This window comes from Selenomonas sp. CM52 (genome assembly GCF_000292955.1).
GTDB lineage: Bacteria > Bacillota > Negativicutes > Selenomonadales > Selenomonadaceae > Selenomonas.
Genome location: NZ_ALNM01000003.1, coordinates 116717 through 139087, shown reverse-complemented (window position 1 = coordinate 139087; position 22371 = coordinate 116717). Strand labels below are relative to the sequence as shown.

At 56.4% G+C, this 22371-nt stretch carries 23 protein-coding genes; 18 read left to right on the top strand and 5 right to left on the bottom strand.

The window, feature by feature from the left end:
* The first annotated feature begins 413 nt into the window (after nucleotides 1–413).
* The 8 genes from HMPREF1153_RS00855 to HMPREF1153_RS00820 all read left to right on the top strand — a co-directional run bounded on the left by HMPREF1153_RS00855 (nucleotide 414) and on the right by HMPREF1153_RS00820 (nucleotide 6913).
* Nucleotides 414–734, top strand: coding sequence for an HI0074 family nucleotidyltransferase substrate-binding subunit (locus HMPREF1153_RS00855; protein ID WP_009644919.1), 321 nt, complete (start codon nucleotides 414–416; stop codon nucleotides 732–734).
* Nucleotides 735–1001: 267 nt separating this feature from the next.
* Nucleotides 1002–2492: an ATP-binding protein gene (locus HMPREF1153_RS00850; protein WP_009644909.1), complete on the top strand. Its 1491-nt coding sequence runs from the start codon at nucleotides 1002–1004 to the stop codon at nucleotides 2490–2492.
* A 208-nt stretch (nucleotides 2493–2700) separates the two neighbouring features.
* A complete protein-coding gene (locus HMPREF1153_RS00845) occupies nucleotides 2701–3927 on the top strand; it encodes an AAA family ATPase (RefSeq protein ID WP_009644935.1) in 1227 nt (408 codons plus the stop codon).
* A gap of 12 nt (nucleotides 3928–3939) precedes the next feature.
* On the top strand, nucleotides 3940–4596 hold the full coding sequence (locus HMPREF1153_RS00840; protein WP_009644928.1) for a DUF4276 family protein: 657 nt from the start codon (nucleotides 3940–3942) through the stop codon (nucleotides 4594–4596).
* A gap of 87 nt (nucleotides 4597–4683) precedes the next feature.
* Entirely contained in the window at nucleotides 4684–5028 is a 345-nt protein-coding gene (locus HMPREF1153_RS00835) for a nucleotidyltransferase domain-containing protein (RefSeq protein ID WP_009645011.1), read from the top strand.
* Entirely contained in the window at nucleotides 4985–5344 is a 360-nt protein-coding gene (locus tag HMPREF1153_RS00830; protein ID WP_009644910.1) for an HI0074 family nucleotidyltransferase substrate-binding subunit, read from the top strand. The genes HMPREF1153_RS00835 and HMPREF1153_RS00830 overlap by 44 nt, the downstream gene beginning before the upstream one ends.
* 315 nt (nucleotides 5345–5659) lie before the next feature.
* Nucleotides 5660–6166: a flavin reductase family protein gene (locus HMPREF1153_RS00825; RefSeq protein ID WP_009645032.1), complete on the top strand. Its 507-nt coding sequence runs from the start codon at nucleotides 5660–5662 to the stop codon at nucleotides 6164–6166.
* 18 nt (nucleotides 6167–6184) lie between these two features.
* Entirely contained in the window at nucleotides 6185–6913 is a 729-nt protein-coding gene (locus HMPREF1153_RS00820) for a Crp/Fnr family transcriptional regulator (protein ID WP_009644972.1), read from the top strand.
* A 69-nt stretch (nucleotides 6914–6982) separates the two neighbouring features.
* Here HMPREF1153_RS00820 and HMPREF1153_RS00815 read toward each other — a convergent pair whose 3' ends face one another.
* The 5 genes from HMPREF1153_RS00815 to HMPREF1153_RS00795 form a co-directional block, all read right to left on the bottom strand.
* Complete coding sequence (locus HMPREF1153_RS00815) at nucleotides 6983–8683, bottom strand: ribonuclease J (RefSeq protein ID WP_009644947.1); 1701 nt, start codon at nucleotides 8681–8683, stop codon at nucleotides 6983–6985.
* 205 nt (nucleotides 8684–8888) lie between these two features.
* Entirely contained in the window at nucleotides 8889–9158 is a 270-nt protein-coding gene (locus tag HMPREF1153_RS00810; RefSeq protein WP_006193394.1) for a helix-turn-helix domain-containing protein, read from the bottom strand.
* Between the two features lie 28 nt (nucleotides 9159–9186).
* Nucleotides 9187–9543, bottom strand: coding sequence for a type II toxin-antitoxin system RelE/ParE family toxin (locus HMPREF1153_RS00805; protein WP_009644905.1), 357 nt, complete (start codon nucleotides 9541–9543; stop codon nucleotides 9187–9189).
* A 154-nt stretch (nucleotides 9544–9697) separates the two neighbouring features.
* On the bottom strand, nucleotides 9698–11695 hold the full coding sequence (locus HMPREF1153_RS00800) for a molybdopterin-dependent oxidoreductase (RefSeq protein ID WP_009644999.1): 1998 nt from the start codon (nucleotides 11693–11695) through the stop codon (nucleotides 9698–9700).
* Between the two features lie 123 nt (nucleotides 11696–11818).
* Nucleotides 11819–13594 (bottom strand): MutS-related protein, encoded by a 1776-nt coding sequence (locus HMPREF1153_RS00795; RefSeq protein WP_009644953.1) that lies wholly within the window; start codon nucleotides 13592–13594, stop codon nucleotides 11819–11821.
* Between the two features lie 170 nt (nucleotides 13595–13764).
* Between HMPREF1153_RS00795 and HMPREF1153_RS00790 the strand changes: the two genes are divergently transcribed.
* The 10 genes from HMPREF1153_RS00790 to HMPREF1153_RS00745 all read left to right on the top strand — a co-directional run bounded on the left by HMPREF1153_RS00790 (nucleotide 13765) and on the right by HMPREF1153_RS00745 (nucleotide 22363).
* Complete coding sequence (locus HMPREF1153_RS00790) at nucleotides 13765–14040, top strand: type II toxin-antitoxin system RelB/DinJ family antitoxin (RefSeq protein ID WP_009644895.1); 276 nt, start codon at nucleotides 13765–13767, stop codon at nucleotides 14038–14040.
* On the top strand, nucleotides 14033–14290 hold the full coding sequence (locus HMPREF1153_RS00785) for a Txe/YoeB family addiction module toxin (RefSeq protein ID WP_009644941.1): 258 nt from the start codon (nucleotides 14033–14035) through the stop codon (nucleotides 14288–14290). Before HMPREF1153_RS00790 ends, HMPREF1153_RS00785 begins: the two co-directional genes overlap by 8 nt.
* A gap of 202 nt (nucleotides 14291–14492) precedes the next feature.
* The gene (gene ccmA, locus HMPREF1153_RS00780) at nucleotides 14493–15146 is read left to right on the top strand and encodes a heme ABC exporter ATP-binding protein CcmA (RefSeq protein ID WP_009645029.1); all 654 of its coding nucleotides are present in this window, start codon (nucleotides 14493–14495) and stop codon (nucleotides 15144–15146) included.
* Nucleotides 15103–15783 carry a heme exporter protein CcmB gene (locus tag HMPREF1153_RS00775; RefSeq protein ID WP_009644961.1) on the top strand — a complete coding sequence of 227 codons (681 nt, stop codon included), beginning with the start codon at nucleotides 15103–15105 and terminating at the stop codon, nucleotides 15781–15783. The genes ccmA and HMPREF1153_RS00775 overlap by 44 nt, the downstream gene beginning before the upstream one ends.
* Before the next feature lie 54 nt (nucleotides 15784–15837).
* Entirely contained in the window at nucleotides 15838–16455 is a 618-nt protein-coding gene (locus tag HMPREF1153_RS00770; protein WP_009644978.1) for a cytochrome c biogenesis protein, read from the top strand.
* A 3-nt stretch (nucleotides 16456–16458) separates the two neighbouring features.
* The gene (locus HMPREF1153_RS00765; RefSeq protein ID WP_009645009.1) at nucleotides 16459–16833 is read left to right on the top strand and encodes a cytochrome c maturation protein CcmE domain-containing protein; all 375 of its coding nucleotides are present in this window, start codon (nucleotides 16459–16461) and stop codon (nucleotides 16831–16833) included.
* On the top strand, nucleotides 16830–18926 hold the full coding sequence (gene ccsA, locus HMPREF1153_RS00760) for a cytochrome c biogenesis protein CcsA (protein WP_009644926.1): 2097 nt from the start codon (nucleotides 16830–16832) through the stop codon (nucleotides 18924–18926). The genes HMPREF1153_RS00765 and ccsA overlap by 4 nt, the downstream gene beginning before the upstream one ends.
* 54 nt (nucleotides 18927–18980) lie before the next feature.
* Nucleotides 18981–19460, top strand: a complete 480-nt coding sequence (locus HMPREF1153_RS00755; RefSeq protein ID WP_009645019.1) for a cytochrome c3 family protein — start codon at nucleotides 18981–18983, stop codon at nucleotides 19458–19460.
* Nucleotides 19453–20802, top strand: coding sequence for an ammonia-forming cytochrome c nitrite reductase subunit c552 (locus HMPREF1153_RS00750; RefSeq protein WP_009644932.1), 1350 nt, complete (start codon nucleotides 19453–19455; stop codon nucleotides 20800–20802). The genes HMPREF1153_RS00755 and HMPREF1153_RS00750 overlap by 8 nt, the downstream gene beginning before the upstream one ends.
* Before the next feature lie 268 nt (nucleotides 20803–21070).
* Nucleotides 21071–22363 (top strand): O-acetylhomoserine aminocarboxypropyltransferase/cysteine synthase family protein, encoded by a 1293-nt coding sequence (locus HMPREF1153_RS00745; RefSeq protein ID WP_009644998.1) that lies wholly within the window; start codon nucleotides 21071–21073, stop codon nucleotides 22361–22363.
* The last annotated feature ends 8 nt before the right edge of the window (nucleotides 22364–22371 follow it).

Sequence of the window (22371 nt, the reverse complement as noted above, 5' to 3'; positions counted from 1 at the left end):
ACTGACGTGGTAACGTCGGAGAAAATATTGCATTTTCTCGGAAAGTTGTTTCTCCGATTGGTTGGTTTGTGCTATACTATTCATGGCATGAGCCTCCATTGGATGTTTTTGTGGCGTACTTAAATTATACCAAATGGATGTCGCTCATGCTATTTTATTGTCTGGAAAGATTGATTTTTCAAGGCTTACAGCGGATTGTTTATCTGTGAAGTTTGAGTTTTTTAGATGATGTGGATGCGCAGATTGCGGAGAATATGGGGAAGATATTGCGGTCGAGGTGAGAGGCGTGTATGGTCTGCCATCAGAGCATTGGAAAGCGATTTATCGAATCATTCATGCGCAAAAGACACGGCTTCGTTGGGTGAAGCTTTTTGGCTCGCGAGCGCGGGGGGAGGCGAGGGCGACTTCTGACGTTGAATTTGTACCTCGACGCGACGATTCAGCGCTTCGAGTTTTGCTTTGAGCTGGCATGGAAGCTGATGAAAGCGGTGCTTTCCTACGAGAGAATCGAGGTCAGCAGTCCGCGGGCCAGCATACGCGAGGGTTGGAAGCAGGGGCTGGTGCAAGAGGCGGAAGCGTGGCTTGATATGCTCGAAAAGAGGAATTTGTTTGCGCATACATACAACGAGCAAACGGCGCAGATGATTTATGCGGCTGTGAAGGGCAAGTACTTTGCGATGCTGGCGGCGCTGGAGGGGGAAGTGGCAGCACGATGGGAAGAGGACGAACGATGAGAATACGATGATATAAAACGGAAATGGAATTTTTGGCGTATGATGGATGGAATATAACAAAGATATAAATCTTGTTATATTATTGTGTTGTTATTATATGTTTTAGATAACAAACTATAAATTGTTATAAAAACATGTAAAATCATTGAATAGAAGTGATGTTTCTGTTATCATTTTACCATGAAGCCACAAGAGGTCAAGCCGAAGGTGCAGATCGATTGGCTAGACGTTTGTGCGTGTAGCTTACTGATATGGAGGAAAAGTAAAATGATTATAGAAGATCTCGTTGGATTGACGCGTTGGGTTTTGCAGAAAAAAACGGAAACGCAGATGTTGGAGGTCAAAGCTGCGCATGAAGGATGCCCGCGTCATCTTTATGATACGTTATCGAGCTTTTCCAATCAGGATGGTGGAGGGACGTTGCTATTTGGCATTGATGAAGAACAAGATTTCGCTCTTGTGGGTGTATATGATCTGCATGATTTGCAAAAGAAGGTTGGAGAGCAATGTCTGCAGATGGAGCCTCCTGTGCGAGCGGTCTTTACCGTGGCGGAAGTGGATGGCCTCGATGTTTGCTCTGCGGAAATTCCTGGTTTGGACTTATCGGAGAGACCTTGCTATTATAAGGGCAAGGGGCGAGTGAAGGGTTCCTATGTGCGTGTCGGGGATGCCGATTACTGCATGTCGGAATATGAGCTTTACAGCTTTGAAGCGTTTCGCAAGCATCTGCATGATGATGAACGGTCAGTAGCTCGGGCAAGGAGCGAAGATCTGCGGTTGGAAGCGACCGAGGCCTATTGGCAGGAGAAATGCAGAGAGCGTCCAGGGTTTGCACAGATTCCGCGTGAACGCGCCTATGAGCTGCTGAATGTGCTGCGCGACGGCAAGCCTACGTTGGCGGCTCTGCTGAATTTTGGTATATATCCGCAGGGGTTTCTCACGCAGTTTTGCATTACGGCAGTTGTCGTTCCAGGCAAGGAAGTTGGTGCGACGAATGAGAATGATGCACGTTTCTTGGATAATAAGCGCATAGAAGGAACTCTGGCCGAGATGCTTGCTGAGGCGCTTGTTTTCTGTCGGCGCAATATGAAGACACAGGTGAGTATTGATAAGGGGACCGGCAGACGGTGCGATCGGACGGAGTATCCTGTTGCGGCTATTCGTGAGGCTGTGCTCAATGCACTCATTCATCGAGATTACAGCATTTATACGGAAGGGACGCCGATTCAGATCTACATGTTTACAGATCGATTGGAGATTCATAGTCCAGGCAGTCTGTACGGGCGCATGACGGTCGAGCAGTTGGGAAAGGCGAAATTGGATCTGCGCAATCCGGCGCTTGCAGTTATGGCGGAAATGATCACCGAGGCAGAAAATCGTTATTCGGGGATTCCGACGATGTATCGGGAAATGCACGCCTTTGGTCTGCCTGAGCCGCAATTTGAGAATAGGCGCGATGAGTTTGTCGTTACGTTTTTCAATCAGCGGGAATCAGAATCTGTGAGAGAGAGCTTTTCGCTTGGCGAGCAGGATTTGTTGGCTTTTTGCAAGGTTCCGCGCACAAGAGCAGAGATCGCGGCATTCTTGGGAATCGCTACCGTGGGATATGTGCAGCGGCGATATATACGTCCGCTGCTGGCTTCCGGCGCACTTCGCATGACTTTGCCTGAAACGCCACGAAGCAGCAAGCAGAAATATTACCATGAAGCCCCAAGAGATCAAGCCGAAGGCGCGGACCGATTGGCTAGGCTTCTGTAAGGGCGGCGCACAATGTCCACAAAGTGGACGTTTGTGCGTGTAGTTTACCATGAAGCCCCAAGAGGTCAAACCGAAGGAGCAGACTGGGAGGTTTTTCGATGAATCTGCCGAATCCTATCCGCGAGGGGAGCGGCAGCGCTGTTATCATTGCAGTATATTGTGTGTTGTGTTTTTTGGTACGCGAGTGCGCGGAGAAGGAGGGGGTTCGATGGGGAAAATCTTAGGTATGGGGATCCAAAACTATGGGTCATTGAAAAATATCAAAATGGGGAAGCTTCTCAGTGATACGAGCAACGAGGAATTCGGCAATATGGTCGCAATTATCGGGCAGAGCGGAAACGGGAAGAGCACATTGGCGGATGCGTTCGGCTTCCTATCGGATTGCTTGTCCACGGATGTAGAAACTGCTTGCGATGCAAATAATCGTGGGGGATATGATCAATTGCTTTCGCAAGGCAGTCAAGAAGCCATCCATTTTGAAATATATTATCGAGAAACATCGAATACACGTCCTATAACCTATGAGCTTACGATTGATAAGGATGATGCGGGCAGACCTTATGTGAAAGAGGAGCGATTGAGGCAACACCGCATGGGGCATAAAAGCGGAAGACCGCTTTCTTTTTTGTATCTGAAAGAAGGCCGTGGCTATGCTTTCGAAGGCGATGATGGTGGTATGGACGATGACTGCGGCATTGATCGCGGCGAGAAGAAAGATGTGCGTCTTGCCGATTTGCGCAAATTGGGGGTTGTAACACTCGGGGCGATGAAGCAGTATTCGCGTATTGAAAAGTTTCTGAATTTCTTGCAGAGTTGGTATTTATGCTATTTTACTCCCGATGCTGCTCGTCAGGTACAGACGGTCGTGTCAAGTCCGTATCTGAATCGCACGGGAAGCAATCTGAACAATGTTGCGCAGTATATGTACCGTGAAAACCCCAAGGCATTCAAGAAAGTTTTGGAAGAAATAAAGAGCAAGATACCGAATATCGAGAGAATCGAGCCGCTCAAACTGCCGAATGGTCAAATGGTTTTGGAGTTCTGGCAGAAAGGGTTCGCGAAACCGTTTTTTTCACAAAGAATGTCCGATGGTACATTGAAGCTTTTTGCGTATTATCTCTTGCTCAATGAAAGGAATCCAAGGCAGCTTGTATTTGTGGAAGAGCCGGAAAATGGTTTGTATCATAAATATTTGGGAAAACTTGCTGAAGAAATGGATAAGAATGTGGGCACGGGATATGCGAAGCAGGTATTTGTGACAACGCACAGTCCTTTTTTCGTCAATGCACTGCAGCCGAAGCAGGTATGGGTGTTGGAAAAAGACTCGCAGGGATTTTCTACAATCAAGCGCGCATCGGATTATCGCTTCGTTAATGATTTGGTCGAAGAGGGCGTTTGTTTGGGCGATTTATGGTACGATACATATTTTGGTTGAGGAGTCGATCTTGTGCATATTCAATTCATGATTGAGGGCTCGTCGAGTGCTGCTTTGATCGAGGTGCTGATGGAGAAGCTGAAGGATGGTGTCCCTTTACTGACGTATGATGTTAAGTATTTTCATGGAATTGGCGGTTTCACTAGGAAAAATACGGTGAAGGAGATAAAGACAGGAAAATTGCTTAATGATCTGGCCACCTATTTGCGAGGTTTTTCTAAAAGTTTGCAGGGCATCCAAGCAGCCATTTTTGTGATTGTGGATAACGATGACCGTGATACGGCCAAATTTCGTCTCGCGTTGGAAGAGGTTGCCGTTAAAAACCATATCGCAGTCGACCGAGTGTTCTGCATCGCGGTGGAAGAGGTGGAGGCGTGGCTGTTGGGGGATGAATCAGCAATCTACAAGGCGTATCCTCTGGCGAAAAAGCAGGTGTTGGACAGCTATGAACAAGACAGCATTTGCGGGACATGGGAAGTTCTGGCGGAAGCGATTCATAAGGGTGGTCTCAGAAACTTAAAAAAGTCGTGCGCTTCTTATCGGGAAATTGGTTCGCGCAAGAAAGAATGGGCGGAGAAGATCGGCGTGTATATGGACTGCGCTGCAAATGACTCTCCGAGTTTTCGATATTTTTGGCAGGAATTGCAAAAACGGCTTCTTGCTTGCTGAATGACAGCAGTCTGCAGGCATGGAGGGAGAGGATGGAAACTGCGAGGGTATGGCGTATGGAATAGGATCAGACTGGGAGGTTTTTCGATGAATCTGCCGAATACTATTTGCGAAGGGATTGTGCGGCTTGCATGCAAGTACGGCTTGTCGCGCGTTGTGCTCTTCGGCTCGCGGGCGCGCGGGGACAACTGGGAGCGCAGCGACGTCGATCTCGCGGTTGCAGGCGGCGACGTTGTGCGCTTCTCGCTCGATGTGGACGAAGAGCTGCCGACGCTTTTGATGTTCGATGTCGTCAACTTGGATGGTCCTGTGCAGCCGGAGCTTTTGGCAGAGATTCAGAGGGATGGTGTTTTGCTTTATGAAAAAGGCAGAGAATTTCCTCAAAGCGTTGGAAAATCTCAAGGAGATCGAGGGGAAGAAGCCTCCCTATGATACGATTGCGACGGCGGGCATGGTGTCGCTTTTCGAGATATGCTTCGAGCAGGCATGGAAGGCGATGAAGGAGCAGTTGGAGGCGAGCGGCTATGGCGAGCATAAGAGCAGCTCGCCGAAGAGCGTCATCAAGCTGGCGTATCAGGCGCGGATGGTCAAGGATGAAGAAATTTGGCTTGCGGCCTTACAGGCGCGTAACAATGTGGCGCATTCCTATAGCGAGCCAATCGCGCTTTCCATCATTCGTGACAGTCAGGAGAAGTTCATCGCGATGTTCGAGCAGCTGGCGGAGGAGTTGCGGGAGAGATGGCTTTGATGGAAGCTTGACGTTTATAAACTTTCAGGACATATGTTCAGCCGTCACTCTAAGCGGTATGTTTTGCCTTTACGCCCGCTTCCTACGATGACGTAATCAAAGAGGCACGCTGTACATATGTCCTCACGCCCTTACAGAAGCCTAGCCAATCGGTCTGCACCTACGGCTTGACCTCTTGGGGCTTCATAGTAGAAATAGGCATTTTTATAAACATCAAGCTTTCATCTTTATAAAAATGCCCATTTTAGTAAAGGTCAGGTGTAGGGGGAAATGGCATACAAGAGCCTGAACGAACCAATGGAGGAGGAATACAATATGGCATTCAAGGAGATTCAGCCGCAGGATTTGCAGGACAATGTATTTACGCTGATTGGCAAGGATTGGCTCGTCGTCTGCGGCGAGAAGAATGGCAAGGCGAACGCGATGACGGCTTCTTGGGGCGGCATGGGCGTGCTCTGGGGCAAGCCTGTCGTCTTCATCTTCATCCGTCCGCAGCGCTATACGAAGGAGTTCGTCGATGGGGCGAAAGGCTTCACGCTTTCTGTGCTCGATGAGTCGAAGCGCAAGGTCTTGAACTACCTTGGCACGGTGTCGGGGCGCGATGAGGCGAAGATCGAGAAGGCGGGACTTACGCCGCTTTCAGAAGGGGGCTTCACCTACTTTTCGGAGGCGCGGCTGGCGCTCCTTTGCCGCAAGCTTTATGCGCAGGAGATGAAGCCCGAGTGCTTCATTGAGCGCGAGTGTGATGCAAAGTGGTATCCCGAGAAGGATTACCATACGATGTATGTGGCGGAGATCGAGAAGGCTCTCGTTCGCGGCTAAGAGTTCTGGGAGGCAGACATGCGGCAGGAAATCAAGGAGCAGCTCAAGGGGACGAGCCTTGCGCGCGGCATGACGGATGATGATGTCGAGGCGCTTCTCGCGTCGAGCCAAGTGCGCCTCGTACACTACAAGAAGGGCGAGATCATCTTTCACGAGGGTGATGTGCCCGAGCGCCTTTTTCTGCTTGTTTCGGGCGCTGTGCGCATACTGAAGGACACGTATTCGGGACGGCAGATCTTTCTGGGGGAGATACGAAAGCCCGGTGTGATGTTCGGCGAGGTATATCTCTTCATCGAGCGTCATGCCTACGATATGTTCACGCAGGCGCTCGCAGCGACGGAGCTTTTGGAGATTTCGAGCCGCATGTTGACGCAGGGCGCTGCGGAGGAGGATTTCGGCGAGTCGGACGACCCGGAAAGAGCGCAGCGCATGCGCCTGCAAGGACTCCTGCAGCGCAATCTTCTGCGCGATTTCGCACGCAAGGCGTACCAGATGAACAATATGCTTAAGGTGCTCGCGAGCGGCTCTTTGCGCGGCAAGATCGCACGCTATCTGATGTTGCAGCCGCAGAAGGCGGACGGTAAGATCTGCTTATCGGAGAGCCGCGAGTCCACGGCGATCTACCTCGCCGTGTCGCGCCCCGCGCTTTCGCGCGAGCTGAGCGCCATGCAGAAGGAAGGTATCCTCGCGGTGGAGTCGCGCACGATTCATATCTTGGATCGAGAGAAGTTGGAGGAGTATCTGTAAGCAATAAAAAAGGCGCACAGACCGTGGATTTTGGTCTGTACGCCTTTTTTGTCTTGTGTGTATTGGTATTTACGCTTCCATGATGATCGGCAGGATCATGGGGCGACGGCGTGTAGCGTCGAAGATGAAGCGTCCGAGAACGTCGCGGATGGTCGTCTTGATGGAGGACCATTCGGTGATGTGCTCGTCCTCGCACTTCTTGAGGGCGCTGAACACGCGCTTTCTGGCGGTATCCATGAGTTCTTCGGATTCGCGCACGTAGACGAAGCCGCGCGACACGAAGTCAGGGCCGGAGACCATGCGTCCGGAAGAGCGGTTGATTGTCACGACGACGATGATGACGCCTTCGCGCGAGAGCTGTTGGCGGTCGCGCAGGACGATGTTGCCGACGTCGCCGACGCCGAGGCCGTCGATGAGCACGATGCCTGCTTGCACCTTGCCGTTGAGTTTCGCCGAGTTGCGCGTGAATTCAAGAATGCCACCGTTTTCGTTGAGAAAGATGTTCTCCTTGGGCATGCCGAGGCTCTCTGCAAGCTTGGCATGGCGCACAAGCATGCGGTACTCGCCGTGTACGGGCATGAAGTAGCGCGGGCGGATCAAATTGTGCATGAGCTTCAAGGCGTCCTGGCCGGCATGACCGGAGACATGGATGCCCTCGCTCCTGCCGTAGACGACGTCAGCGCCGAGTTTCAGGAGAAGATCGATGGTCTTGCCGACGTAACGTTCGTTGCCGGGGATCGGCGTCGCCGAGATGATGATGGTGTCCATCGGCGTGATGTTGACCTTGCGATGTGAGCTCATCGCCATGCGCGTCAGGGCGGACATCGGCTCGCCTTGGCTGCCCGTCGTCGCGATGACGATCTGGTTGTCGTTGTAGCGGCCGATCTCGTCGATGTCGACGATCGTTCCCTCGGGCGCGGTCAGATAGCCAAGTTCCATAGCGATGTTCGTGACGTTGACCATGCTGCGGCCGAGGATCGCCACCTTGCGGCGGTAGCGCACGGCGGAGTCGATGATCTGCTGGATGCGCGAGACGTTCGAGGAGAAGGTCGCGACGATGATGCGCCCGCGTGCGCGCCGAAATACGCGGTCGAAGGCGACGCCGACGGTCGCTTCGCTCGGTACAGGCTCTGTGCGCTCGGCGTTCGTGCTGTCGGCAAGCATGAGCAGCACGCTCTTGTTGCCGATTTCTGAGAGCGTCTTGAAGTCCGTGAGTTTTCCGTCGACGGGCGTGTAGTCCATCTTGAAGTCGCCCGTGTGGAAGATCGTGCCGAGCGGCGTGCGGATCGCGAGCGCCACGGCATCGGGGATGCTGTGGTTCACGCGCACGAACTTGATGGCGAAGCAGCCGAGTCGCAGCTGATCGCCCGCCATGATGGGATGGAGGTTCTGCGTCGAAACGCCGCGCTCCTCCAAGCGTCCCTTGAGGATGCCGAGCGTCAGCGGCGTGCCGTAGACGGGAACGTCGATCTGCGTGAGGACGTACGGCAGAGCGCCGATGTGATCCTCGTGACCGTGCGTCAGCACGATGCCTTTGATACAGTCGCGGTTTTCCAACAGATACGTGATGTCCGGGATGACGAGGTCGATGCCGAGCATGTCCTCCGTCGGGAACATCAGTCCCGCGTCGATGACGAGGATATCATTGCCGAAGCGCAATACCGTCATGTTCTTGCCGATTTCCCCGAGTCCGCCCAAGGGGATGACCTGTAATTTTTTTGCGTTGGCCGAATGATTGGCAGAATGTGTGTTTGAAGAATTTGAAGCCAAAAAATATACACCTCCGAAAATTTTGTTTTAGGAAGCGCTGAATATATCAGATCTTCCTTTCGTGTCCTGTGTGATAGCTGAACATACGTCCAGCAAGTTTTAGCCGATCAATACACATCTCATAGTATTATATAACACATGAACTTTTTTTGCAAAAGAAAACGGTAAAAAGCCGCCCGTGAAGGCGGCGAACGGACAGGCCTCTTTATGGATTTTCTACTAAGGCGAGGCGAAGTCCCACGCAGTTGGAAATTTTGGCAAAAGTATCGAGCCTCGGCATGGCACCGCATCTTTCAAAACGAGCAATGGAAGATTGTGCAATGCCTGATCTTTGTGCCAAATCTCTCTGCGTCCATCCCTTTTTCTCGCGAGTTTCGATAATCTGCGCAACCAGACTTGCGGCAAGAGACAGTTCACTTTTTTCAGTTTCCGTCAAGGATTGAATTTCCTTTTTTTTGCTTTGCCAACTACGCATGATAAGGACTCCTTTTAGCTGTAGATTTTTAGCGTGATGAAAAATCTTTTTCCCATTGTTGTTTTTTTCGTAATGCTGTACGGATTTCCTGCACAGGCGTCTTCTGTGACTTTTTTGAGAAGGTGTGCAGCAAGACGATCGTGCCGTTCTGCCAGACGAAAAAAATGATTCGATCATCGCCTGGACGCAGTTCCCAAAGATCATCCCGCAGATAACGGCAGATTTTCTTTGGTGCGCGGGTTCCGAGTTGTTCCAATAATTCCAGCTGATAATAAAGGCGTTTCAGTTGCTGCTTTGCCTCTTTGTTTGTCATGGCGTGTTCGTCCAATGAGGCGATATAGTCATCGACCTCTTCTGTCATAAGGATTTCATAAACCGGATTCATTCGCATGACTCCTTCGGATTGGATAATAAAATGATAACATAAAAGTAATCAAAAAACAAGCACAACTGTCGTGTGGCAATAAAAAGCCGCCCATGAAGGCGGCGGGAATGTCATTGCAGTTCTTGAAGTTTCTGCAGGGCAGGGAGTCGTGGATTTACGACTCCCGCTCGACGCGGACGTTTACGTCGTAGAAGGTGCTGCCGCCGCCCTTGTCGGTCAGGCGCTGGCTGGTCAGCATGTTGAGGCCGCGCCTTCCCTTGCAGTAGGCGCGCCACCAGACGCCTTCGCTGACGAGCGTGCCGGGGCGGACGCGGCGGCTCAGGGCGAGCGTGAAGCCGGCCGCGCCGCGCTCGTTGCTGCATACGACGGGGTCGCCGTCTATAAGCCCGAGCTTTTCTGCATCGTCGGGGTGCATCAGCAGTTCCATGACCTTGCCGCGCGAGAGTTCCTCACGCTCGTTGAAGGAGGAGTCGAGGATGCGTGCATCGGGAGCGCTGATGAATTGGAACGGCTCGTCGTCGCCGTGGGCGGGGAAGTAGTCGGGCAGGGGCGGCTCTTCCTTCAGGTTCAGAAGTTCGATCTTGCCCGAGGGCGTTTTGAAGTCGAGCTTGTAATTCTCGGGCAGAGGAAGGTCGACGGGCAGCCCTGCGGCGAGTGCTGCCTTGTCCACGGGAAGCGGCCAGGCGTCGGTCGAGGAGATCAGCTCGTCGATGAGTTCATCCTCGCTTTTTTTGAAGAACGGGTCGTCAAGCCCCAGGGCGTCGGCCAGCAGGCAGGCGACTGCCCAGTTCGGCTTCGACTCGCCGACGGGCGGAATAACGGCTTCGCCACGCTGGATCGTGTAGTGTCCATAGGCTGCATAGATGTCGCTGTGCTCGAGCGAGGTCGTCGCCGGCAGCACGATGTCGGCATAGAGCGCCGTGTCGGTCAGGAAGCGTTCGTGCACGATGGTGAAGAGGTCATCGCGCAGAAGCCCTTCGGTCACTTTCTTCTGGTCGGGCGCGGTGCAGGCAGGATTCGAGGAGTAGACGAAGAGGCTCTTGATGGGCGGCTTCGAGGCGGAGGTCAAGGCGTTGCCGATTTCACACATGTTGACGAGGCGCACGTTTTTCCGCAGGTTGGGGCGCTGCACGATGTCCTTGCTGAAGGCGCGGCTGCCCGGCACGGAGGAGAGGAGGCCGCCGCCCGGCTTCTTCCATGCGCCGACGGCGGCGGGCAGAGCGAGCAGGAGGCGCGTCGTCATCGCGCCGTTCGTATAGCGCGAGAAGCCGCTGCCAAGACGGATGAAAGGCGCGCGCGCCTTGCCGTAGGCGAGGGCGAGTTCTCGTATGGCCTCGGGAGAAAGTCCCGTGACGGCAGCGGCGCTTTCCGGCGTATGATGCGGCAGGACATCTTTTTTCAGTTCTTGCCAGCCTTGGACATGCGCGGCGAGGAAAGCCTCGTCTGTGAGGCTCTCTTTTTCCAGCACGTGGAGCAGTGCGAGCGCGAGTGCGCCGTCCGTGCCGGGGCGCACGAAGAAGGCGCGGTCGGCCTGGCGCGCCGTTGCCGTCTCGTATGTATCGACGCACCAGATTTTGGCGCCGCGCTTTTTTGCCACCTGCACATCGTGCGCGAAGTGGATGTCCGTCGCGAGCATGGAGAGACTCCAGAGGATGATGAGATCGCTTTGCTGTGCTTCCTGCGGGCGGATGGCGAGGGTCGCTCCCATGACGGAGTTCCAGCCATGACGCTTTGCGGGGGAGCAGATCGTGCGGTCAAGCTCTGCCGCTCCGAGTGCGCGGAAGAGCGCGTGATAGGCGTCGTGCTGCAAGAGTCCCATCGTTCCTGCGTAGGAGTAGGGCTGTATGGCCTCCGCGCCGTACTGCGCGATGATTTCCTGCCAGCGTGCGGCGATTTCCTGCACCGCTTCGGGCCAGGAAATCGGACGGAACTCGCCTGCGCCCTTCTTTCCCGTGCGCTTGAGCGGTGTGAGGAGACGGCGCGGCGAATGGACGGTGCGCTCGTAATGCGCCATTTTCGGACAGAGCGTGCCGCGCGTGAAGCTGTGTGCGGGATCGCCTTTGACCTTTCGTGCCAGCCCGTCCTCGACCTCGACGAGAAGGCCGCAGCAGTCGGGACAGTCGTAGGGACAGACCGAGCGCAGGATTTCCATGATGATTCCTCCCAACAAGCAGAGCGAAGATAAGGCCGCGCACGAGCGTCCGCAAAGCGGGGAGTGTGCGTGCAGGCTATAAGCATAGCAGACGAAGGCGCGGCTGGCAAGGCTTTTCGCGCATCACTCCATGATGCCAGCCATCTTCAGCAGATACTGAGCGTTGCGTGTCGTGCAGCGTCCCTCTTTGATCTTGTAGTCGAAGAGGAGTTTGTCGTCCTCGTAGCTTTCTTCAAAGTGCCAGTTCGTTACGGGGGCGGCGTCGCTTTCGATCTCGCAAAGCTCGAAGTCGTGCGTGGAGACGAGGGTGATGAAGTCCGCGCCTGTGAGGCGCGAAATGGCTTCTCTTGCGCCGATGAGGCGATCGGCGCTGTTTGTGCCCTTGAAGATTTCGTCGATGACGATGAGCATGGGCAGGCTCTTTTCCTTGAACGCCATCATGCTCTTGATGCGCAGGATTTCGGCATAGAAGGTGGAGAGGCCGTGCGCCGCGTCGTCCGTCACGCGGATCGAGGTGAAGATGTGAAGTGGCGAGAGGCAAAGGCGTTCGCCTGGCACGGGGGCGCCCGCGTAGGCGAGGACGCAGGCGCTTGCGACGGTTCTGAGGTACGTCGTCTTGCCCGACATGTTCGAGCCTGTGATGATGCGCGTGCCTGCCGTCGCGTCGATGTCGTTCGGCACGGCCTTTTCCTCGGGAATCAGGAGATGGGTCAAATTCTTGGCTTCGAGGCGCGGCGAAGCGTCTTCGAGGAGTTCGGGGAACGCATACATTTCGCGCACGAGTCCCACGGTCGAGAGGGAGAGGAGCACTTCGGTTTCCGCCCAGACGGCGAGCCAGTCGCCGAGGTGCGCGGCGGCCTTTTCCTGCCAGTGTGCGATGCGGTGCGCGAAGTGCAGGTCGCTGAGGAAGAAGGCGTTGGCGAGCAGCAGGAAGATGAGGTTGTGACGTGTGTGCGCATGATCGGCGAGGGCGGCGAGGCGGCGCAGGGAGCGCGCGGCGCCGCCCGCCTTGAGCTGCGCCTGCAGTGCGATAAGGTGCGGGCTTTGAAATGTCGCATCTTCGAGGCGCGAAAAGAGACGCTCGTAGAGGCGCAGTTCGCGGTGCATGGCGGCGAGCGGCTTCTGCGCGGATGCCGTGCGCCTGCCGAGCGCGAAGGCGATGAGGAACTGCAGCAGCACGAGTATGGCGGGCATCGTCCAGCCGATGAGGGAGAGCGATGCGCCGACGATGGCGAGCGCGAGGGCGGCGGGAAGAACCCACGCGATGAAGGCCGTGCCCGCGTAGGGCTTCTCTGTATTTCTTTGCAGCGCTGCGAGGAGCGGCTTTGTATCGTGCCCGTCAGGCAGAAGAGCGGCTGCTGCCGTGAGGTCGAGGACGAGCCTGGGGCGGGCGATCAGTTCCTCGACGGCTTTTTGCCTCTTCCTTGCAAGCGCGAGATCAGCAGGGAAGGGGGAGAGCGCGTCGGCGAGGCGGTCGCGCCCCGCCTTCGTGCGTGCGGCGCAAAGGTACTGGTAGATGGAATCAGCGCCGAAGAGGCTCAGATCCTGCGCCTGCGGCAATTCGTCCCTCAGATATTCCGCGCCCGTCACAGGAAAGTTGTGCCACTCTCCCGAAAATCGTGCGAGGAAGTTTGAAAGCGCGGCGATGTGGCTCTCCAAGAGCAGGCGCTGCTCGAAGAGCCTGCCGTGACGGCGCAGGAGCGCGGTGAAGCAGCAGGCGAGCGCGACGGCGACGAGATATATCTCAAGTGCGCCCGTGTCCCAGGCGGCGGCGAGCGCGAGAAGGCACAGGAAGAACGTCGTGAGGCGCAGCCAGGAAAGCAGCTGTCCGCGCCGATCCAGCCGCCGCTTCTCGGCGAGATCCGTCTCTCGCGCCGCTTGGAAGAAATTTTTGTTCATAAAGCATCGTCCTCGTCTTTAACCGATATGTAATCCGTCTTTCCCTATATTATAAGCGTGAAAGTCATCTGCGTCCAGTTCTCAGCCGCAGAATTCGCGAGGAATTTCGTTTGAGGATTCATTGGCAATGGTATATAATGAAAGAAATAAAGCTTATGGAGGTGCGTCGAATGGCACAGGATATTGTTGTATCCATGGACGATGATTTGAAATCGAATTTTGAAGAAGTGTGTGCGGATATCGGACTTTCTGCGCCTTCCGCTATCTTGATCTTTGCGCGGCGCGTCGCGCGGGAGCGCAGGATTCCGTTTGAACTGAGAGCCGCTCCTCTGACGGATTCGCTCTATTCGGAGAAGAGCCTGGCACGTTTGCGTCGCGGCATTGCGCAGCTTGATGCTGGAAAAGGCGTGCAGCACGATTTGATCGAGGTTGCAGACGATGAATAAGGTCTGGTCGGACGATGCGTGGGAAGAGTACATTGCTTGGCAGATGCAGGACAAGAAAACCTTGAAACGGATCAACCTGCTGCTTAAGGATGTCGAACGTCACCCGTTCGAGGGACTCGGCAAGCCTGAGCCGCTCAGAGGAGAGTTGAGCGGCTTTTGGAGTCGGAGAATTGACGAGAAGAACCGTCTGCTTTATCGGGTGTCGCGAGATTCGTTGGAGATTTTGTCCTGTAAAGGTCACTACGATTGACAATACCGCATTCTTGAAATAATTTGCATAAGCTTCGGCGATGCATTTGTTTCAAGAGTGCGGTTTTTTGATACAAAATCATAAAGAATCATAAAAAATTGCTAGCATATGGAAAAATTATGATATAATATATTTGTATCATAACATAAGTTAAATCGATAACGTTTCTTGTTGTGACGAAGTGCGAAGGAGTGTGTTGCCGTTGGAAAATTCCTTGACGCTTTCCTTCGAGGATGCGAGCATATCCTTCGCGGGTCGTAGCGTACTTCGGGGACTTTCCTTTGAGCTTGCGGGCGGCATCGTCGCCAGCGTGCGCGGGGCGAACGGCAGCGGCAAGTCCACGCTTCTGCGTCTGGCGGCGGGGCTTTTGCGGCCGACAAAAGGGCGCGTCGCGCTGCGGACAGCGGCGGGAGAGGCCGAGGGAGCGGCGTGGCAGGCGAATCTCGCCTATCTCTCGCCCGAGCTTTCGCTCTACCCGTTGCTGACGGCGGCGGAGAACCTCGACTTCTTCCTTGGACTGCGCGGCATTGCGCTTTCCGATGCGGCGCGTCGGACGCTCCTCGCGCGCGTGGGACTGAAGGGGGCAGAGGCATGGCGGATGCAGACGGCAAGCTTCTCGACGGGCATGCGCCAGCGTCTGAAGCTCGCCGTTCTGCTCGGCGCGGATGCGCCCTTCTGGCTGCTCGACGAGCCGGGCGCGAACCTCGACGAGGAAGGGCGCACGCTCCTCGCCTCGCTCGCGCGTGAAGCGGCGGCAGAAGGCCGGCTCGTGCTCTGGGCGACGAACGAGCAAAAAGAGGAGGTGGCTGCCGATGCAAGGATCTGCATTGCAGGGGGCGCGGCTCATCTTTCGTAGGGAGGTCGCCTGTGCCATGCGCAGCCGCTCCTCTTGGACGGCGATGTTCATGTTTTCCTTGACTGCGATCGCGGCGCTTTCCTTTGCGCTTCGTTGTGCGCCGCCTGAGCCGCAGGTAGCGGCGGGACTCTTGTGGGTCGTGCTGTTTTTCTCGGCGGAGGCGGGCGTCGGCCGGGCGTTCTACGAGGAGGCGGCGAGCGGCACGCTGCTCGCCCTGCGCATCTATGCCGGAGCGCAGGCGGTGTTCGTCGGCAAATTCTGCTACACGCTCTTCATGCTCACGGCGCTCGCCGTCTTTGACCTAGCGCTCTTTCAAGTCTTTCTCGGCTTTTCGCTGGCGGACTTCTTCGCCGCCATGGTCTTTCTCCTCGTCGTATTCTTGGGCATCTGGGGTTTGGCGGCGGCGGGCGTCATCGTCTCGGCGCTGACGGTCGGGGCGGGCGCGAAGAGCGGACTGTTTTCCGTGCTGCTGCTGCCCGTCGTTTTGCCCGTGTTCCTGCCCGCGCTCAATCTCACGGGAGAGCTTTTCAGCTCCCTCCTGCCGTCCTCTTCCCTGCTCGGCGCGATGGCGCTCTACGACATGATTCTGACGCTCGGCGCCTCGTGGCTCTTTGACTTCGTATGGCAGGAAATCTGAAACGGCGGCGAGAAAGAATGTTTGCCGATTCTTTCAAGAACAAGGGGTGAATCTATGCTTCGCGTCCTCATCATCGTGCTGACAGCAGCGCTCTTTGCCGCTGTGTTCTTCCTCGTGCCGCCCGCAGAAGGCTTGGGCGACTATGTGCGCCTCGTCTTCTTCCATGTTCCGGCGGCGTGGGTCTCGGTTCTCGCCTTTCTTTTGAGTGCGTGGTGGGCGCTTCGCTTCCTGCGATGTCGCAAGGAGCGCTTCGACGCGCTGAGCGCACGCTCGGCGAAGCTGGGCTTCTTCTTCGTGATATTCGCCACGGTGACGGGAGCGCTCTTCAGCCGCCTGTCGTGGGGCGCATGGTGGAATTGGGATCCGCGCCAGACGACGATCTTCGTACTCATCCTTATCTACGGCGCATATCTCACGCTGCGCTCGGCTGTGCCCGAAAACCGTGGGCGCGCGCTCGTCTCGGCGGTCTACTCGCTCTTTTCCTTTCTGACCGTGCCGTTCCTCGTCTTCCTTTTGCCGCGCCTCTACTTCTCGCTGCATCCCGAGCCTCTTCTGAATAGCGGCGCACATGTGGCGATGGAGCCGTTGATGATCGGCGTGCTCGCGCTCGGCCTTGTCGACGCGACCTTGCTCTATTTCGCACTGCTCTTTCGGTCTGTCAAGGAGGACTGACGCATGAAAAAATCGTATGTGCTCTTCGGACTCATCGCCCTCTTCGTCCTCTATGCGGGCTGGGCGTTCGCCGACAGCATCACGCCCTATGTCGACATCGCCGAGGCGCGGTCGGCGCACGGCTCCGTGCAGGTCAAGGGGCTTCTCGATCCGGATGCTCCGGCACCCGCACAGAAGGGGAAGAATTTCGTCTTCGGACTCGTCGATGAATCGGGAGAAAAGATGGAAGTGCATTATCACGGCACGGAGCCTGACCAATTCCGCTCGGCGCATCACATCGTTGCCGTCGGCTCGTACAAGGACGGCGCGTTCGAGGCGGATCGGCTGCTCATCAAGTGTCCGTCGAAGTATGAGAAGATGAAAGGCGGTTCATTATGACAGCCGGCACGGCATTCCTCGTACTCTCGCTCATCTTTGCGCTGGCGGCGGCAGTTTCGTGGGGGCGCGGGAAGGCGGCGGCGGGCAAGGTGCTCGCACTCGCCTCCTTCTTCGCGGCGGCCTTGGCGAGCGCATGGCTCTTCTGGCTGATTCTGCACGATCGCTTCGACATCGACTATGTGTGGAGCTATTCCTCGCTCGATCTGCCGCTCGTCTACAAGGTTTCTGCCTTCTGGGCAGGGCAGCAAGGCTCATTCCTCTTGTGGCTTTTCTTCCATGCGGCGGCGGGCGCGGCGCTTGCCCTTCGCGCACGGCTCGGGAATGCAGGTCAGGCCGTGTTCTTCTTTCTGCAGGCTCTTTTGGCGGCGCTCGTCCTCTTCTACAGTCCGTTTGCTGTGACGGAGGGCTATACGCCTGCTGACGGTGCGGGAATGAATCCGCTCCTGCAAGACCCATGGATGGCAATTCATCCGCCGCTCGTGTTCTTTGGCTACGCGCTGCTCGCCGTGCCGTATGCGGCGTCCTTGGGGGCGCTGCTATCTGAAAAGGCGGACAGCACGGCGTGGCTCGCGCTTGCGCGAAGCTGGGCGCTCGCTGCATGGGCGCTCCTCGGCGCGGGTATCTTCGTCGGCGCTTTCTGGGCGTACAAGGTGCTCGGCTGGGGTGGTTGGTGGGGCTGGGATCCCGTGGAGAACTCTTCGCTCGTGCCGTGGCTCGCGGCGGGCGTCCTCGTCCACCTGCTCTCTGCCGCTCGCGTGCGCCCGACGAATCTCGCACTTGCGCATCTTTCCGCCATCTTCTCCTATGCGCTTGCGCTCTACGGCACGTTCCTCGCGCGAAGCGGCCTTTTGGGCGACTTCTCCGTGCATTCTTTCAGCGGCACGGGCGTCGGCCTCTGGCTCGTCGCCGTCGATGCGATCGTAGCGCTGGCGGGGCTTTCGCTTCTCGTCTGGCGTGCGGGAAAGTTCCCCAAAGGCTCCCCGTACCCGGTGCATCGAAGCCGCGAATTCTTCCTCTTGCTCGGCTGTCTTGCCCTGACCTTTCTCGCCATCATCGTATTCATCGGCATGTCGATGCCGCTTCTCACAGGGCTTGGCGGCGATTCCGCCGCCGTCGACACGGGCTTCTACGTCAAGACGAGCCTGCCGCTCGCCATCTGTATGCTGCTTGCGATGGCAGTTGGCTCCTTGCTGCACTATGGCGAGGGTCAGGCATCGCTGCCAAAGGCTCTCATCGGTGCTATATTCGCGGGTGCGGCGGCGGCAGGACTCGCAGGCGTCCGAGAAGTCTCCTCGCTCGTCCTCGCGGGCGCTGCGGCTGCCGCCGTCTTCGCGAGTGTTCTCGCCTGGCGCGGCGGTGCACTTCGCCTTGCCGCAGCCGTCGCACACGCGGGCGCGGCTCTGGCTCTTTTTACGATAGCGCTCGCCGCGGCGGGAACGAGCACGACGCTTGAGTTTGTGCCGGATGAGCCGCAGTCCTTCGGCAGAAACTCGATTCTCTACGAGGGCATGGATCTTTCTGAAAGCCGCAGGGAGAAGGAGTATGTGTTCCGCGTCGACGGCGAGGAAGTGCGCGCCTTGACGAAACTCAGTGCGAGCGGCGAGGATGCGGCGAGAGAGCCTGCTATCGCGCACGGCGCGGCGGGCGACATCTACATTGCTCCCTCGCCTGCTGCCGTCGGTCACGAGATCGTGCTGCAGCGCGGCAAGGCCATTTTGGAGGGGGATGTAGCCTACCGTCTGGAGCATGTCATAGAAGAAGAGCCCGATGATGAGGGCCGCCGCCTCTTTCTCGCGGACATCGCCGTCACTGACGGCGAGACCGTCGACCTCGCCGAAGTCAGTTTGACGGCTGCAGGCATGAAGGCGGCGACGGAATCCTTTGCCGTTCTCAATGGCAAGAGGCGATTGCGCCTCTTGGGCATCTCCGAGGACAAGAAGAGCATCATGCTGCAAATACTGCCGGCAATCGAGGAGGAAGCACGGCTGCCGCTGACGGCGTCCGTCAGCAACAAGCCGCTGCTCTGGCTTCTGTGGCTCGGTGCGGCATTCACCTTTTTCGGCACATCGTGCGCCCTAAGGAGGAGATGCTAGGCATATATTTTTGAGGAGACGAACCCCTTTGTTTATGGAAAGGAGGGAAGGGGATTGGAAGCAAAGGAATTCTTTCAGAAGAACACGCTGAAGTGCATCATCGGAGGCTTCGCCGCAGGCGTCATCTTTTCCGTCTGCACTTCGGCGGGGCTGTCGTTTTCCGGCTCTCCCACATTTTGTGGACAGTGCCATGCGATGAAGATGGAGAAGGCGACGTTCATGGAATCGTCGCACCGGGAGCGCGAGTGCGTGGACTGCCACCTGCCGCACGACAGCATGACGGCGTACTTCGTCGAGAAGGGACGAAGCGGCATGATCGACGTTTACCACGAGCTGAAGCGCGACTATCCTGCCAAGATCCGCATCTCGGAAGACGCAGAAAAGATCGTGAACGGCAACTGCCTGCGCTGCCACAGCGCGACGATGGCAGTCGTCCACGCAGGTCCGATGGACGCCAATACCGATTGCCTGAAGTGCCACAGGAGCGTGGCACATGGCTCCAATCACCTGGAAGGAGGGATCAAAGTTGAGTAAGCTGCAAAAGTGTTTGCTGGGCGTCATCGTCGTCTGCGTTGCGTTCTTCGGTTTCGTCATCGTGCGCATCGGCATCGCCCAGCCATCGAGTTCCGTCAAGCTCGCTCAGATACCGACGGAGAACAATGCCCATCTCGGCATGGAAGCCTTCAAGGAGGCATATCCGCTCGAATACGAATCGTACAAGATGACGGCGAGCGATTCGCCGACCCCGACGGGCTACGGCAGTTCTGGCGTCCATTCGAGGCTCATGGACGAACCCGAGATGATCGAAAACTGGAAGGGCTATGCCTTTTCCCTGCAGTATGACGATGACCGCGGCCATGTCTACGCGCTTGAGGACGTCAAGAACTCGCTGCGCACGACCAAGGTCAATCAGTCGGGCTCTTGCATCACCTGTAAGAGCGCCTATACGAAAGACGTTTTTTTCGACACGATGGGCTGGGACTACACGCTGAAGGATTTCAAGGAGCTTGCCGATCAAGTGCCGAACGACGCTTCGATCGCCTGCGCGACGTGCCACGACGTCAAGACGATGAAGCTGCGTCTCGTCATTCCTGCGCAGATCGAAGATCTTGAGCGCAACTGGGGCAAGACATGGGACGAGCTCAGCGACAACGACAAGCGCGCCCTCGTCTGCGGCCAGTGCCATACGGAGTATTACTTCGAGCAGGGCAAGAAGGGGCGCGTCGTGTTCCCGCGCGACAACGGCTACACGGCGGAGCAGATGTACGAGTACTACAAGCGCACCGATCTGCCGGGCGGCTTCAAGGGCGACTGGAAGCATCCCGACTCGGGCGCGATGATGCTCAAGGCGCAGCATCCCGACTACGACGTCTGGAAGACGAGCGTCCATGCGGACGCGGGCGTCACCTGCATCGACTGCCACATGCCGTACATGCGCAAGAACGGGCAGAAGTACACGTCGCATTATATTTCCAGCCCGTTGAAGTACGTCGAGGATGCATGCCTCAAGTGCCACGATGAGAGCAAGGAAGTGCTCATCGCACGCGTCAAGACGATTCACGACAATACCTTCAAACTGCAGAGGACGGCGGGCATCACGTGCGCCAAGGCGCACCTCGCCATCAAGGCGGCGGCAGAAGCCGGCGCGACGGATGAGCAGCTCGCTCCCGCGCGTGAGCTGATTCGCGAAGCGCAGTGGTATTGGGACTACGTCGAAGCCGAAAACGGCGTCGGCTTCCACAATCCCGACCAGTGCATGAGGACGCTTGGCCTCTCGATTGACCTCGCACATCAGGCGATCGAGGCCGCAAATGCCGCTACGCGCGGCGCGTTCCCGATGGACAATCTGCCGGACAAGCCGTTTGATCATCTCTGAGTATAAACTTTTCTAGGAATGCAATCTGACTAACTGTATAATAAAGAAGAGCCCTTTGAAACATATTGTTGCATAGGACTCTTCTTTTAAATTTAACAAAGCACGAATCAGATGCAATCACCAGATTTGCACAGATGAGCATTCGCGGCGGCTTAATCGTTTATAAAACCTATTGACAAAGTATGATATTATGCTATAATAAGCCTAACCTACGAATCAGGTATGTTTTCTTGTATTGCGGGCAAGCCCGAGGAAAGAGGAGATTTTGATGAGCGACGAGAGAAAGTATAAGTTTGAAACCCTGCAGCTCCATGTTGGGCAGGAGGAAGCTGATCCGGCGACGGATTCGCGCGCTGTGCCGATCTACCAGACGACGTCGTACGTGTTCCGCAATTCGCAGCATGCGGCGGATCGTTTCAGTTTGAAGGATGCGGGCAATGTCTACGGCAGGCTCATGAATCCGACGCAGGACGTGCTCGAAAAGCGCGTGGCGGCGCTTGAAGGTGGCGTCGCGGCGCTCGCCTTTGCCTCGGGTGCAGCGGCCGTGACGACAGCGCTGCAGGGACTCGTTCATGCGGGGCAGCACATCGTCGCTGAGACGACGATCTACGGCGGCACCTACAATCTTCTTGCACACACCTTCCCTGATTTCGGCATCGAGACGACGTTTGTCGATCCAGCGGGCGGTGCGGCGGCCTTCGAGGCGGCAATTCGGGAAAACACGCAGGTCATTTACATCGAGTCCATCGGCAATCCGAACGCGAACCTCGTCGACATCGAGGCGGTCGCCGCCGTCGCGCACAAGCACGGCATTCCGCTCGTCGTCGATTCGACGTTTGCGACGCCGTATCAGCTGCGTCCCATCGAGCACGGCGCGGACATCGTCGTTCACTCGGCGACGAAGTTCATCGGCGGTCACGGCACGACGCTCGGCGGCATCGTCGTCGACAGCGGCAAGTTCGACTGGGCGGCATCGGGGCGCTTTCCGTGGCTCGTCGAGCCGAACGCGAGCTACCATGGCCTTTCCTTTGCGAAGGACGTCGGCGCCGCCGCTTTCGCCGTTTATTTGCGTGCGCTCCTTCTGCGTGACACGGGCGCGACGATCTCGCCGTTCAATGCGTTCCTCCTGCTGCAGGGCGTTGAGACGCTTTCCTTGCGCGTCGAGCGCCATGTGGAGAACGCCTTGAAGGTCGTCGACTATCTCGCGAAACATCCTCAGGTCGAGAAGGTCAACCATCCCTCGCTCGCCTCGCATCCCGATCATGCGCTCTACGAGCGCTACTTCCCGCAGGGCGGAATCTCCATCTTCACCTTCGAGGTCAAGGGCGGCGGCAAGGCGGCGCAGAAGTTCATCGACCATCTCAAGGTATTCAGCCTGCTTGCCAATGTTGCCGACGTGAAGTCGCTCGTCATCCATCCGGCGAGCACGACGCACTCCCAGATGAATGAGGAGGAATTGAAAAAGAGCGGCATCGCGCCTGGTACGATCCGCCTTTCCATCGGTACGGAGCATATTGACGACATTCTCTACGATTTGGAGCAGGCATTCAAGGCACTCTGATGAAAAGG

Excerpts from the sequence above, each read along its gene's own strand:
- HMPREF1153_RS00850 (WP_009644909.1), top strand. The coding sequence starts at position 1,002 with ATGATTATAGAAGATCTCGTTGGATTGACGCGTTGGGTTTTGCAGAAA.
- HMPREF1153_RS00845 (WP_009644935.1), top strand. The coding sequence starts at position 2,701 with ATGGGGAAAATCTTAGGTATGGGGATCCAAAACTATGGGTCATTGAAA.
- HMPREF1153_RS00835 (WP_009645011.1), top strand. The coding sequence starts at position 4,684 with ATGAATCTGCCGAATACTATTTGCGAAGGGATTGTGCGGCTTGCATGC.
- HMPREF1153_RS00825 (WP_009645032.1), top strand. The coding sequence starts at position 5,660 with ATGGCATTCAAGGAGATTCAGCCGCAGGATTTGCAGGACAATGTATTT.
- HMPREF1153_RS00820 (WP_009644972.1), top strand. The coding sequence starts at position 6,185 with ATGCGGCAGGAAATCAAGGAGCAGCTCAAGGGGACGAGCCTTGCGCGC.
- HMPREF1153_RS00810 (WP_006193394.1), bottom strand. The coding sequence starts at position 9,158 with ATGCGTAGTTGGCAAAGCAAAAAAAAGGAAATTCAATCCTTGACGGAA.
- HMPREF1153_RS00805 (WP_009644905.1), bottom strand. The coding sequence starts at position 9,543 with ATGAATCCGGTTTATGAAATCCTTATGACAGAAGAGGTCGATGACTAT.
- HMPREF1153_RS00800 (WP_009644999.1), bottom strand. The coding sequence starts at position 11,695 with ATGGAAATCCTGCGCTCGGTCTGTCCCTACGACTGTCCCGACTGCTGC.
- HMPREF1153_RS00795 (WP_009644953.1), bottom strand. The coding sequence starts at position 13,594 with ATGAACAAAAATTTCTTCCAAGCGGCGCGAGAGACGGATCTCGCCGAG.
- HMPREF1153_RS00790 (WP_009644895.1), top strand. The coding sequence starts at position 13,765 with ATGGCACAGGATATTGTTGTATCCATGGACGATGATTTGAAATCGAAT.
- HMPREF1153_RS00785 (WP_009644941.1), top strand. The coding sequence starts at position 14,033 with ATGAATAAGGTCTGGTCGGACGATGCGTGGGAAGAGTACATTGCTTGG.
- HMPREF1153_RS00775 (WP_009644961.1), top strand. The coding sequence starts at position 15,103 with ATGCAAGGATCTGCATTGCAGGGGGCGCGGCTCATCTTTCGTAGGGAG.
- HMPREF1153_RS00770 (WP_009644978.1), top strand. The coding sequence starts at position 15,838 with ATGCTTCGCGTCCTCATCATCGTGCTGACAGCAGCGCTCTTTGCCGCT.
- HMPREF1153_RS00765 (WP_009645009.1), top strand. The coding sequence starts at position 16,459 with ATGAAAAAATCGTATGTGCTCTTCGGACTCATCGCCCTCTTCGTCCTC.
- ccsA (WP_009644926.1), top strand. The coding sequence starts at position 16,830 with ATGACAGCCGGCACGGCATTCCTCGTACTCTCGCTCATCTTTGCGCTG.
- HMPREF1153_RS00745 (WP_009644998.1), top strand. The coding sequence starts at position 21,071 with ATGAGCGACGAGAGAAAGTATAAGTTTGAAACCCTGCAGCTCCATGTT.